Consider the following 12,568-nt stretch of genomic DNA (forward strand, 5'->3'; position numbering starts at 1 on the left):
AGCCGACACCTTCACTGACCGCCAGCGACCGCGCGTATTCAGGGGTCTGGAAAAGACCTGGCACAAGCGAGAGCTGCCAGGTACGTACGCGACTGGCAGCGTCTTCCATGGCGATGTACTCGGTCAGCGCGCCGGGGTGGGGTGAGTCCTGCCACCACCCCTTCGCCTTGCGCCTCTCACGGTCCAGCCCGGCCAATTCCAGTAGCTGGGCCACGGCTTTCCGGTCCGCCAGGCCATAGAACTCGCACAGCGCACGGATATCCGGATCACGCATCGGCACCCAGCCGCGCTCCATCTTGACGATCTTCGAGTTGGTCGCACTGATGACCTCGGCTGCCTGCTGCTGCGTCTTGGCCGCAGCGTCCCGCAGACGCAGGAGTTCACCACCGAGCCTGCGCCCGAGCACAGTTGACGTCCGGTTCCCGAGTTGCGTGGTTCGAGTCACCCCCACATGTTGCCGGACACAATCCAGTGGAGACGTTACGGAGACAAATGTCTCCGAACTAGTTGCACCCGCGACACAAAGACCACTACGTTGAGCACCCGGTCGCTCACTCAGCGGCTTCGCCCGGCGGAAGTGCACCGTCCTGCCGACACGGAGGCACGGCAGAGCCACCGCCCCCAACACCAGAAGGCACCTCTCCATGACAGAACCCGTGCCCTTGCCCCTACCGCTCCTCCACGAGGACCGCCTCGACTACACCCCCACCCAGCGCAGCGTCCCCCTCGCCCGGCGCCGGGTCGCGCGGCTCGTGGCCGAGTGGGGACGGCCGGACCTCGCCGGGGACGTGGCCCTCGTCGTCTCGGAGTTGATGACCAACGCCCTGCTGCACGGCAGCCTCCGGGGACGACTCGTCCGCGTGCACCTCACACTCGACCACCGGATCCTCCGGGTGGAGGTGAGCGATCCTCGGGGCGAGCGGCTGCCCCGCCCGCGCCCGGTCGGGGCAGCCGACGAGCAGTTCGGGCGGGGACTTCAGCTGGTCGGGGCGCTGGCCGACCGATGGGGATGGGAGCCGCGGACCGTCGGCAAGACGGTGTACGCCGAGTGGGATGCCCCGCCCGGCAGGCCGGATCTCCCCTACGCTGAGCGTGTGGACCCCCGCAGATCCGGAGGAGCCTTGTGACCGTGACCGCTGACAGGCCGCAGATGCTCGTCACCGAGTTCGAGGAACTCGCCCGCCACGCCGACCGGAGCATAGAAGGCGCGCGGCTCGAGTTCATCAACGGACATCTTGGGGGGAAGGCCGTGCCCGACGGCGACCACGGACGGGTCATCCAGTGGCTGACGCGCATTTGCATGCAACATCGACCCGACCTGTGGCTGGATCCGACACAGGGACTGGTGATCGAGGCATACCGTGGCGGTCGCGCCCGACCGGACGGCTCACTGGCCCCGGCGGAGGCCTTCGTCGGCCAGGGCGAATGGGCCGACGCCACCCCCGTCCTCATGGTCGTCGAGGTCACCTCGTACGACTCCGACACCGACCGGCGCGACCGCGTCGAGAAGCCCAGGGCCTACGCCGAGACGGGCATCCCGGTGTACCTCCTGATCGACCGGGACGCCTGCGAGGTGAAGGTGCACAGTCGGCCGGACGGGGGACGGTACGAGACCGTGCAGACGCTGCCCTTCGGCAAGGAGGTCGCGCTTCCCGAGCCGGTCGGGATCACCCTGGACACCGAGTCGCTGAAGAACTGGGTGCGCTGAGCGAGCCCGACCCGGCGTACGCGAAGGCCCGGACCGTCAGGCGGAGATGCCGTCGATCCGGGCCATCGCGTCCTCCGCGCCGTACGGCTGCAAGTACGGCAGCCAGCGCGGGTCCCTATGGCCCGTGCCGATGATGCGCCAGGCCAGGCCGGTGGGCGGGGCGGGTTTGTGGCGCAGGCGCCAGCCGATCTCGCCGAGGTGCCGGTCGGCCTTGACGTGGTTGCAGCGGCGGCAGGACGCCACGACGTTGTCCCACGCGTGCAGGCCACCGCGACTGCGCGGGATGACGTGGTCGACGCTGGTGGCGACGGCGCCGCAGTACATGCAGCGGCCCCCGTCGCGCGCGAAGAGCGCCCGCCTGGTGAGCGGGACGGGCCCCCGGTAGGGAACCCGCACGAATCGCTTGAGCCGGACCACGCTGGGTGCGGGCACGGTGACGGTCGCGCTGTGCAGATAGGCGCCGGACTCCTCAAGGCATACGGCCTTGTTCTCGAGGACGAGGACGAGCGCGCGGCGGAGCGGTACGACGCCGAGTGGCTCGTACGACGCGTTGAGAACCAGGACATGCGGCACGGATGCCTCCTTGTACGCCGGCGGCGCGTGGCTCGCGCCGGGACGATCCGTAGTCAGTTTCCCCTCATGGCTGGTGGAAGCGCCACCATGTCCCGGTAACGGGCTGGGAGTGTTTTCGACCACACGGAATGCATCCCCACGACCGTGACCAGTTCAAGCGCGGGTGAGCACCGTCTCTCTCGCCCATTTCGGGCCGATCCGCGCCCGGTGCCCCGTTAGTGTGGTGCTTCTGCCCGTCCGGTGACCTTTCCGTGACCTTGGAGCGGACCTCGGGTCGGCCTTTGGACCGGACCCTGGACCGGACCTGTGAGGACGGGCCGCCATACCTGGAGGTATCCGCCGTGTCCCTGTCCGCCGTCCTACTGGCCGCCGGTTCGTCGCCGTCCCCGTCCCCGACGGCCCCGGCGGTGCCCTCGCTCCAGGACGCCCAGGAGAGCGCGACGAACGCCGCCGGCTGGGTCGAGGAGAACTGGTCGACGTGGCTCGCGATCGGGCTGCGCGTGCTGCTGATCGTGGTGATAGCGGCGGTGCTCAGGGTGGTGGTGCGGCGGGCGATCACCAAGCTGATAGAGCGGATGAACCGCAGGGCCGGGACAGGCGCCAGCACCGCGCTGAGCAGCCTGCTGGTCAACGCCGAGCGGCGCCGTCAGCGCTCGGAGGCCATCGGCTCCGTACTGCGCTCGGTGGCCAGCTTCCTCATCCTCGGCACCGCGGCGCTGATGGTCCTCGGCACCTTCCAGATCAACCTCGCGCCGCTGCTCGCGTCCGCCGGTGTCGCCGGCGTGGCGATCGGCTTCGGCGCCCGCAATCTGGTCACCGACTTCCTCTCCGGCGTCTTCATGATCCTGGAGGACCAGTACGGGGTCGGCGACAGCATCGACGCGGGCGTGGCCTCCGGCGAGGTCATCGAGGTCGGGCTGCGGGTGACCAAGCTGCGCGGCGACAGCGGCGAGATCTGGTACGTCCGCAATGGCGAGGTCAAGCGGATCGGCAACCTCTCCCAGGGCTGGTCGACGGCCGGCGTGGACGTCACCGTCCGCTCCGGCGAGGAGCTGGACAAGGTGAAGGAGACCATCGCCGCCGTCGGCGAGCGGATGAGCAAGGAAGAGCCCTGGAACGAGATGCTCTGGGGCCCGATCGAGGTGCTCGGCCTGGACTCCGTCCTGCTCGACTCGATGGTGGTGCGGGTCTCCGCGAAGACCATGCCCGGCAAGTCCCTCACCGTCGAGCGCGAGCTGCGCTGGCGCATCAAGCGGGCCTTCGACGCGGCCGACATCCAGATCGTCGGCGGTCCCGAGATCCCGGGGCAGCCGGCCGCGGCCGCCGACCCGACGGCCGGCGTCGCGGCGCCGTCGGCGTACGCGAGCACGGTGTCGCCGCAGTCCGTCGCGGCGTCCCCGATTCCCCCGACGAGCACCACCAAGTAGCGGGCCCGGCGCCCACCCGCCCCCGAGGCAACGCCCGCGTTGCCTCGGGGGCGGTCTCTTGACGCCCCTCTCCAGCGGACCTACGTTTCTTAACCAACAGGAAACTTTCCTAACAGGCCCCCTCCTGGGCGGAGGGCGGTCGCTGGACGGTCGGTGGACTTCCCCCACCGCACACTGAAAAACTGAGCGGTCGAGAGGCAGGTGTGGACACGCATGGCAGGAACCGCCGGCACGCCGGGCACCCCGCGCGTCCTGCGCGCCATGAACGACCGGGCCGCCCTGGACCTCCTGCTGGAGCACGGCCCGCTGTCCCGCACCCGGATCGGCAAGCTCACCGGCCTGTCGAAGCCGACCGCCTCCCAGCTGCTGGCCCGCCTGGAGGCGGCGGGGCTCGTGCTGGCCGGCGGAACGACCGAGGGACGCCCCGGCCCCGGCGCCCAGCTCTACGAGGTCAACCCGGCCGCCGCGTACGCCGCCGGGCTCGACGTCACCCCGGACCGCATCCTCGCCGCGGTCGCCGACGTCACGGGGCGCACGGTCGGCCGGCACGAGCTGCCCACCCCGGGACGGCGCGCCGCCACCCCCGTCGTCCAACAGGTCACCGACGCACTCGACGGCGCGGTGAAGGCCGCCGGACTCGCCCGGGACGACGTCCGCCGCCTCGTCATCGGCACCCCGGGCGCCTTCGACCCGGGCACCGGGCGGCTGCGCTACGCCTCCCACCTGCCGGGCTGGCACTCCCCCACCCTGCTCGACGAACTCGCCGCCGCCCTGCCGATGCCGATCGAGTACGAGAACGACGTGAACCTCGCCGCCGTGGCCGAGCAGCGCATCGGCGCGGCCCGGGGCCACGAGGACTTCGTCCTGCTGTGGAACCAGGAGGGCCTAGGCGCCGCCCTGGTGCTCGGCGGTCGGCTGCACCGCGGCTGGACCGGCGGCGCGGGCGAGGTCGGGTTCCTGCCGGTGCCGGGCGCCCCGCTGGTCCGCAAGGTCAGCCGTACGGGCAGCGGCGGCTTCCAGGAGCTGGCCGGTTCCCAGGCCCTGGCGGGACTGGCCCGGGAGCTCGGCGTCACTTCCCTGCCCTCCGGGTCGTACTGCGAGGTCGCCGCCGCCCTCGTCGCCCGGGCGGCGCAGGCCGCCGACGACACCGACGACAACGACCCGCACCGCCGCCTGCTCCGGACGTACGCCACCCGCCTGGCCACCGGTCTAGCCTCCCTCGTCTCCGTCCTGGACCCCGAACTGGTGGTCCTGAGCGGCACCTCGCTCGCCGCGGGCGGTGAGGCGCTGCGCGCCCTGGTCCAGGACGAGCTGGAGGAGCTGGCCGCGTCCAGGCCCCGGCTCGTCGTCGGTGACGTGACCGAGCATCCCGTCCTGCGCGGCGCACTGGAGAGCGCGCTGGCGACCACCCGCGACGAGGTCTTCGACACCTCGCGCTGAAGCACCCCGCTCACGCTCGCGCTCGCGCCCTTCCCTCCTGTCCCTCCCGCCCCTGCCCCAGGGAGATCCGTCATGCCCGGAACATCCAGAAAACGCGTTCTCCATGAGCAACGGACTGATGACCGCATGAAACTCACCGTGGTCGGCGGCGGTTCGACCTACACACCCGAACTCGTCGACGGCTTCGCCCGGTTGCGGGACACCCTGCCGGTGGAGGAGCTGGTCCTGGTCGATCCCGCGCCGGACCGGCTGGAGTTGGTGGGGGGCCTCGCCCGCCGCATCTTCGCCAGGCAGGGACACGACGGCCGCATCGTCACCACCTCCGACCTGGACGCGGCCGTGGACGGCGCCGACGCCGTACTGCTCCAGCTCCGCGTCGGCGGCCAGGCAGCCCGTGAGCAGGACGAGACCTGGCCCCTGGAGTGCGGCTGCGTCGGCCAGGAGACGACCGGCGCGGGCGGACTGGCCAAGGCGCTGCGCACCGTGCCGGTGGTGCTGGACATCGCCGAGCGGGTCCGCCGGGCCAACCCGGACGCCTGGATCATCGACTTCACCAACCCGGTCGGCATCGTGACCCGGGCACTGCTCCAGGCCGGGCACCGGACGGTCGGCCTGTGCAACGTGGCGATCGGGCTGCAGCGCAAGTTCGCCGCGCTCCTCGGGGTGGCGCCCGCCGACGTCCACCTGGACCACGTGGGCCTCAACCACCTCACCTGGGAGACCGGCGTCCGCCTCGGCGGCCCCGAGGGCGAGGACGTCCTGCCCCGTCTGCTGGCCGAGCACGGGGACGCGGTCGCCGCCGACCTCCGCCTGCCCCGGCCCCTCCTGGACCGCCTGGGCGTCGTCCCCTCCTACTACCTGCGCTACTACTACGCGCACGACGAGGTCGTCGACGAACTGCGCACCAAGCCGTCGCGGGCCGCCGAGGTGGCGGCGATGGAGCGGCAACTGCTGGAGATGTACGGCGATCCGGCCCTGGACGAGAAGCCCGCCCTGCTGGCGAAGCGGGGCGGCGCCTACTACTCGGAGGCGGCCGTGGACCTGGCCGCGGCCCTGCTCGGCGGCGCCGGCTCCCCGTACCAGGTGGTGAACACGTACAACCGGGGCACGCTGCCCTTCCTCCCCGACGACGCGGTGATCGAGGTGCCGGCCGCGGTGGGCGGCAAGGGCGCCGCTCCCCTGCCGGTGCCGGCCGTGGACCCGCTGTACGCGGGCCTGATGGCGAACGTGACGGCGTACGAGGACCTGGCCCTGGACGCGGCCCTGCGCGGCGGCCGGGACCGGGTGTTCCGGGCGCTGCTCGCCCACCCCCTCGTCGGCCAGTACACGTACGCCGAGCAGCTCACCGACCGGCTGATCGCACACAACCGGGAGCACCTGGCGTGGGCCTGACCGCAAGCCTGCTCGCCGTCGACGCGGGCAACAGCAAGACCGACGTGGCCGTGGTGACGGCCGACGGGGACGTCCTCGCCACGGCCCGCGGCGGCGCCTTCCGGCCGCCCGCCGTGGGCGTCGAGCGGGCCGTGGACGCTCTGGCGGAGGCGGTGACGCGGGCCTTCACCGCGGCCGGCGTCACCTCCGTCGAGCACGTCTCGGCGTGCCTGGCCAACGCCGACCTGCCCGTGGAGGAGGAGCAGCTGGCCGCCGCGTTGGACGCGCGCGCGTGGGGCACGAGCGTGGACGTACGCAACGACACGTTCGCCCTCCTGCGGGCGGGCATCGACGAGCCTCTCGGCGTCGCCGTCGTGTGCGGGGCCGGCGTCAACTGCGTCGGCATGCGCCCCGACGGCCGCACCGCCCGCTTCCCGGCCATCGGGCGCCTGTCCGGCGACTGGGGCGGCGGCTGGGGGCTGGCCGAGGAGGCGCTGTGGCACGCGGCGCGGGCGGAGGACGGCCGCGGAGAGCCCACGGAACTGGCCTGCACCCTGCCGGCCCACTTCGGGCTCGGCTCGATGTACGCCCTCATCGAGGCCCTGCACCTACGGCACATCGAGCCCGTCCGGCGCCACGAACTGACTCCCGTCCTGTTCGCCACGGCGGCGGACGGCGACCCGCTCGCCCGGGCGGTCGTCGACCGGCAGGCCGACGAGGTGGTGGCCATGGCCACGGTCGCGCTGACCCGGCTGGACCTGCTCGCGGAGGAGACTCCGGTCCTCCTGGGCGGCAGCGTGCTGGCGGCACGGCACCCGCAACTCGACGACCGGATACGACAACTGCTGACGTCCCGCGCCCCCAAGGCCGTACCGCGGGTGGTGACGGCGCGCCCCGTCCTGGGCGCGGTCCTCCTGGGACTCGACCGGACTGGGGCGGCACCCGGTGCCCACACGCGAGCCCGGGCACACTTCACTGTCTGAGGCCTCCCCCCCCGAAGCCGGCTCCGGGGCCCGGCCCGGGTCCTGACTCGGGGCTCGGGCGCGGGTCCCGACTCCGGGCTCGGGCGCGGGCCCCGATTCCGGGCTCAGGCCCGGGTCCCGACTCCGGGCTCAGGCCCAGGTCTTAACCCCGGCCCGCGTCCGGTCCAGCCCGTGTCCAGTCCGGCCCGCATCCGGTCCCGCCCAAGACCGAGTCCGGGGCCGGGCCGGGGTCCGAGTCCGGGGTCCGGGTCCGAGTCCGGGTCCGAGTCCGAGTCCGGGTCCGGGTCCGGGCTCGGGGTCCGGGTCGGGGTCCGGGCTCGGGGTCCGGGTCTCACCCGAGTCGGACTCCGAGGCCGGTCCCGGACCCGAGTCCAGCCCGGCCCGCATCCAGTCCGGCCCAATACCAAGTCCGGGCCCAGGTCTGACCCGAGTCCGACTCCGAGACCGGTCCCGAACCCGAGTCCAGCCCAGCCCGCATCCAGTCCGGCCCAAGACCAAGTCCGGGCCCAGGTCTGACCCGAGTCCGACTCCGAGACCGGTCCCGGACCCGAGTCCAGCCCAGATCCGAGTCCAGCCCGAGGCCGATTCCGGACCCTGCGCTGGCCCCGTCCGGCCCCGGATCCGAGTCCGGCGCGCGTCCAGTCCGGCCCAAGACTGAGCCCAGCTCCGGGCCCGGGTCTGACCCGAGTCCGTTCCGAGACCGGTTCCGGGCCCGAGTCCAGCCCGGATCCGTTCCCGGACCCAACGCTGGGCCCGCCCGGGCCGGGACCTGGGTCCGGGCCGGGGCCCGGCCCCGAGCCCGGCTCGCGTCCGGTCCGGCCCAAGTCCGGGTCCGGTTCCGGACCCGGACCCCGCACTGGCCCCGCGCGGAGCCCGGATCGGGGAACCGAACCGGTTCCGGTGACGTATTCATGGGCAGGGGTGGGGCGTTACACCTGGATCGCAGCAAGATCGGGTGAAGGTCGGTGCGAATGTCGGTGCGGGCAGGGATACTTGCGGCGACGGATGACCATGGGGGAGGTCAGCAGTGACTCAACCGCCGAAGGGCGGCGCGGCGCCACCGCCGGGCACCGGCGCGCCCACCCTGCCCGCCGTCCCGCCGCAGCCGCAGCCGCAGCCCCGGCCACTGCCCCCGCAGCGGTCGGGCGGCGCCCCCGCCGGGCCCCCGCCCACGGAGCCCCGCCGCACCGCGTTCGCCGAGGGCGTGGACCGGCTGCGCGCCGCGGCCGTCACCGAGCCGGGGCGGCTGCGGATCATCGGCGCGCTGCTCGCCGCGCTCGTCGTCGCCTTCGGCGCCGTCACCGCCTGGCAGATGAACCAGCGGTCCCAGGCCGCCGACGACGTGCTCACCCGCAGCCAGCCCCTCACCTCCGACGCGGCCGACATCTACCGCTCCCTCGCCGACGCCAACACCGCCGCCTCCAGCGGGTTCCTGGCCGGCGGTCAGGAGACCAAGGCGTCCCGGGAACGGTACGAGAAGGGCATCCGCACGGCCGCCGAAGGGCTCGTGACGGCCGCTGCCAACTCCGACGCCGACTCCCCCTCCGCGGCGACCATCACCAAGCTCAACCGCCTCCTGCCCGAGTACAAAGGCCTCATCGAGCGCGCCCGCACCTACAACCGCCAGGGCTTCCCGGTCGGCGGCGCCTATCTGCGCTACGCCAACGAGAAGATGCAGAAGGACATGCTCCCGGCGGCGGAGGACCTCTACAAGAAGGAGAACCAGCGGCTGCGCGCCGACTACGCGGACGCCAGGCCCTACCCCTGGGCCGCGCTGGCCCTCGGCGTCCTCGCGCTCGCCGCCCTGGCCTGGGCGCAGCACCGCAACTACCGGCGCACCAACCGGGTCCTGAACCACGGCCTGGTCGCCGCCACGGCCACCGCCACGATCGTCATGCTCTGGCTGGTCGTCGGCCACAGCGTCGCGCGGTCGAACCTCGGCGACTCCTACGACCACGGCGTACGCTCCCTGGACGTGCTGCACGACGCCCGCATCGCCTCCCTCAAGGCCCGGGGCAACGAGAACCTCACCCTGGTGGCACGCGGCGCGGAGACGAAGAAGGTGGGCGACGAGACGTTCGACGCCTACGACTTCGACTTCGGGAAGAACATGGACACCCTCGGCAAGGGCCTGGCCGAGGCGAAGCGGCTCGCCGACGACGAGGCGGGCGAGCGGCCGGTCTCGGCGGCGAACAGCAACATGGCGGAGTGGAAGAAGCGCCACGCCTCGGCCCGTGAGCAGGACGAGAGCGGCAACTACCAGCAGGCGCTGGACCTGGTCATCGGCGGCAAGGGCGCCACGGTCGAGTGCTTCGACGGCGTCGACACCTCGCTGGCCGCCGCCATCGACCACGAGGAGCGGGAGTTCGAGCAGGCGGCGGGGGACGGGCTGGACGCGATGGGCTACCTGCCGCAGGGCGCCGGCGTCCTGGCCGGGCTCGGCGCGGCCGGCGCGCTGCTGGGCATCGGCCGCAGGCTCTCGGAGTACCGGTGAAGCGGGGCGCGCGCCCGGCGGACGGGCGGGAAAGGATACCTGTGGAAGGAGGCGCGAGGATGCGTGCACGACGACTGCGGGCCGGACTGAGAGGTTGGGGCGGTGTGGGAGCGATGGCCTTCGCCTGCGCCCTCGCCGTGCTCTTCGCCCTGCTCCTGCCGGTGGTCCGCTCGCACGGCGAGGACGGCGGCGCGGGCGCCGGCACCGCCGGCCACGAGGTCGCCCACGGCAGCCAGGCCCGCGCCGCCGAGGAGTGCACGGACCCGGAGAAGCAGACGCTGTCCCCGGACGACGCCGACGGCCCCACCATCGACGAGATCCAGAGCCGCGAGGGCGAGAAGCGCAAGCTGATCGTCGGCGTCGACCAGAACAGCTACCGCTGGGGCTACCGCGACCCGAACAGCGGCGGGGACGCCGAGCTGGAGGGCTTCGACATCGACCTGGTGCACCGCATCGCGGAGGACATCCTCGGCGACCCGGACGCCGTGCAGTTCAAGGCGATCCCCACCGACCAGCGCATACCCGCGATCCAGGACGGCCGGGTCGACATGGTGGTCCGCACGATGACCATCAACTGCGACCGCCTGGAGGACGTCGCCTTCTCCGCGCCCTACTTCGAGACCGGCCAGCAGGTGCTGGCGCCCAAGTCCTCCACCATCACCGGGTACAACGACACGCTCGCTGGCAAGAGGATCTGCGCGGCGGCGGGTTCGACGGCGTTCAGCACGCTGGAGCAGGACCAGCTGGACGGCGAACTGGCGGCCGACGCCGACCTGAGCACCACGGTGCCCAACCAACTGGACTGCCTGGTGCGGCTCCAGCTCGGCGAGGTCGACGCGGTGGTCACCGACGGCGCGCTCGCCGCGAGCCAGGCCGCGCAGGACCCGACGGTCGAGCTGCAGGGTGACGCCTTCACCACCGAGTACTACGGCGTGGCGATGAAGAAGGACGCCGACGATCTGGTACGCCGGGTCAACCAGATCCTGGTGGAGTGGCGCGCGGACAAGGCCGAGGGCTGGCAGCACTCGTACGACGACTGGCTGTCGGAGACCATGGGTGACGACTCGAGGAAATCGGAGCCACCGCCACCGCAGTATCTGCGCGAGAACTGAACGACCACCGCAGCGCAGGAAAAGAGCACGTACAAGTCCGCGACAGCGAGAGGTGATCGATGGGCGACACGGGACCCACCGGGCCGGTGATGGACCGGGACGAGGTGGACCGTGCGCTGGCGCGGCTCGGGGCGGAGCACGAGGCGGTCGAGACCTCGCTCCTCTCCCTCCAGGACCACGCGGGCCGCAGACTCCTCGAAGGCGCCGAGCTCACCGGGGTGACCGGCGAACGCTGGGCCGCCGCGGAGGCGTCGATCACGCTGCTGTGGACCTACTTCGACGCGTACACGGGCGCGCTGCGCACCGCACGGGAGATCCGCTCCCGGCGCCGCTGGTCCAGCCGCGAGGACCTGGCCGAGCTGACCGAACTGCTGCGCGGCGAGGCCGTCACGGTGGCCGGCGGCGCCACCGCCACCGCCACCGCGCCCGCCCTGAACGGCGGCCCGGGCCGGCTCAGCGAGCGCTACTCGCTGGCGACACTGGTCGACCGTATGAACCAGCTGTACGCGACCTCCCTCGACATGGTGGTCGCCGCCGACGCGGTGTGGTCGGCGCTGCCCGCGCGGATCGATCTACTCGCCGCCGAACTCCAGCGCACCCGCCGCCTCGCGCACTCCGTGGGCGTCCGCCCCGGCGAGCACCCGGCCGGTGACGACCTGGAGCGGATCACCCGCACCCTGACGAAGCTGCGCGAGCAGGTGGTGTCCGACCCGCTCGCCTTCTGGCTGCCCGCCGAGGGCAGTTCGGCGCCGGGCGGCGGCCGGCCGGACACCACGGTGTACGACCGCGAGGCGCGCGCCCTGGAGGACGTGCGCCGCGAGATCGACGCCGTGCTGACGGTGCGCCAGGACGCGGAGCACCGGATCATGGCCCTGCGGGACGTGCTCTCCCGCGCGGACCGCACACTCGCCGAGGCCCGCACCGCGCGCGGCGAGGTGCTGGCGAAGATCGCCGCGACGGAGGTGCCGGTCGTCAGCGGGCCGCCGACGGTGCTGCAGGAGCAGCTGGCGGCGGCCGCCGAGTACCGCAGACACGCGCAGTGGCACCGCCTGTCCCCGCTCCTGGAGTCCCTGGAGGAGAAGGCGGAGGACGAACTGCTGCGCGCCCGCGAGTCGCTGACGGCGGTCACCGCGCCGTTGGCGGTCCGCGCGGAGCTGCGCGGCCGGCTCGACGCGTACAAGGCGAAGGTGGCCCGGCTCGGGTTCGCCGAGGATCCCGAGCTGGCCGAGAAGTACGAGAAGGCGCGCCGCATGCTGTGGAGCGCGCCCTGCGACCTGCGCGTCGCCGAGCAGGCCGTGCTGCGCTACCAGCACGCGGCGGCCGACCTGCTCGGCTCCGCCCCGCGCGTGCCCGGTCAGGGCGGGCCGGTGGACCGGACGGGGCCCGGCGCGTGAGCGACAGGGGGTGTCGTTCGGATCAGGCCGGCTCCAGGCAACGGGGCCCTGCAACCGACGACAACG

Annotated in this window: 11 protein-coding genes; 9 read left to right on the forward strand and 2 right to left on the reverse strand. The window is 72.8% G+C overall.

Annotated elements, in window-relative coordinates; all coding sequences use genetic code 11:
- A partial coding sequence (locus ACFW48_RS02205) for a Scr1 family TA system antitoxin-like transcriptional regulator (protein ID WP_386309574.1) occupies positions 1 to 445 on the reverse strand: 445 nt, incomplete at its 3' end.
- A gap of 199 nt (positions 446 to 644) precedes the next feature.
- Here ACFW48_RS02205 and ACFW48_RS02210 point away from each other — a divergent pair.
- Positions 645 to 1,127, forward strand: coding sequence for an ATP-binding protein (locus tag ACFW48_RS02210; RefSeq protein ID WP_386309576.1), 483 nt, complete (start codon positions 645 to 647; stop codon positions 1,125 to 1,127).
- Positions 1,124 to 1,708, forward strand: coding sequence for a Uma2 family endonuclease (locus ACFW48_RS02215; protein ID WP_386309578.1), 585 nt, complete (start codon positions 1,124 to 1,126; stop codon positions 1,706 to 1,708). The genes ACFW48_RS02210 and ACFW48_RS02215 overlap by 4 nt, the downstream gene beginning before the upstream one ends.
- Before the next feature lie 36 nt (positions 1,709 to 1,744).
- Here the strand turns inward: ACFW48_RS02215 and ACFW48_RS02220 are convergent, their stop codons facing one another.
- Positions 1,745 to 2,281 carry an HNH endonuclease gene (locus ACFW48_RS02220; protein ID WP_019325428.1) on the reverse strand — a complete coding sequence of 179 codons (537 nt, stop codon included), beginning with the start codon at positions 2,279 to 2,281 and terminating at the stop codon, positions 1,745 to 1,747.
- A 341-nt stretch (positions 2,282 to 2,622) separates the two neighbouring features.
- On the opposite strand from ACFW48_RS02220, the gene ACFW48_RS02225 reads away from it, so the two are divergent.
- From ACFW48_RS02225 to ACFW48_RS02255, 7 genes are all read left to right on the forward strand, one after another.
- Positions 2,623 to 3,708: a mechanosensitive ion channel family protein gene (locus ACFW48_RS02225; protein ID WP_386309581.1), complete on the forward strand. Its 1,086-nt coding sequence runs from the start codon at positions 2,623 to 2,625 to the stop codon at positions 3,706 to 3,708.
- A 213-nt stretch (positions 3,709 to 3,921) separates the two neighbouring features.
- Positions 3,922 to 5,148, forward strand: a complete 1,227-nt coding sequence (locus tag ACFW48_RS02230; protein WP_386309582.1) for an ROK family protein — start codon at positions 3,922 to 3,924, stop codon at positions 5,146 to 5,148.
- Positions 5,149 to 5,274: 126 nt separating this feature from the next.
- The gene (locus ACFW48_RS02235) at positions 5,275 to 6,540 is read left to right on the forward strand and encodes a 6-phospho-beta-glucosidase (protein ID WP_386309584.1); all 1,266 of its coding nucleotides are present in this window, start codon (positions 5,275 to 5,277) and stop codon (positions 6,538 to 6,540) included.
- The gene (locus ACFW48_RS02240) at positions 6,531 to 7,502 is read left to right on the forward strand and encodes an N-acetylglucosamine kinase (RefSeq protein WP_386309586.1); all 972 of its coding nucleotides are present in this window, start codon (positions 6,531 to 6,533) and stop codon (positions 7,500 to 7,502) included. The genes ACFW48_RS02235 and ACFW48_RS02240 overlap by 10 nt, the downstream gene beginning before the upstream one ends.
- 1,027 nt (positions 7,503 to 8,529) lie before the next feature.
- A complete protein-coding gene (locus ACFW48_RS02245) occupies positions 8,530 to 9,996 on the forward strand; it encodes a hypothetical protein (RefSeq protein ID WP_386309588.1) in 1,467 nt (488 codons plus the stop codon).
- A gap of 59 nt (positions 9,997 to 10,055) precedes the next feature.
- The gene (locus tag ACFW48_RS02250) at positions 10,056 to 11,108 is read left to right on the forward strand and encodes a glutamate ABC transporter substrate-binding protein (protein ID WP_386309589.1); all 1,053 of its coding nucleotides are present in this window, start codon (positions 10,056 to 10,058) and stop codon (positions 11,106 to 11,108) included.
- Between the two features lie 59 nt (positions 11,109 to 11,167).
- Positions 11,168 to 12,502: a hypothetical protein gene (locus tag ACFW48_RS02255; protein ID WP_386309591.1), complete on the forward strand. Its 1,335-nt coding sequence runs from the start codon at positions 11,168 to 11,170 to the stop codon at positions 12,500 to 12,502.
- The last annotated feature ends 66 nt before the right edge of the window (positions 12,503 to 12,568 follow it).

It is taken from the genome of Streptomyces sp. NPDC058812 (assembly GCF_042744565.1).
In the GTDB taxonomy this organism is placed as follows: Bacteria; Actinomycetota; Actinomycetes; order Streptomycetales; family Streptomycetaceae; genus Streptomyces; species Streptomyces thinghirensis.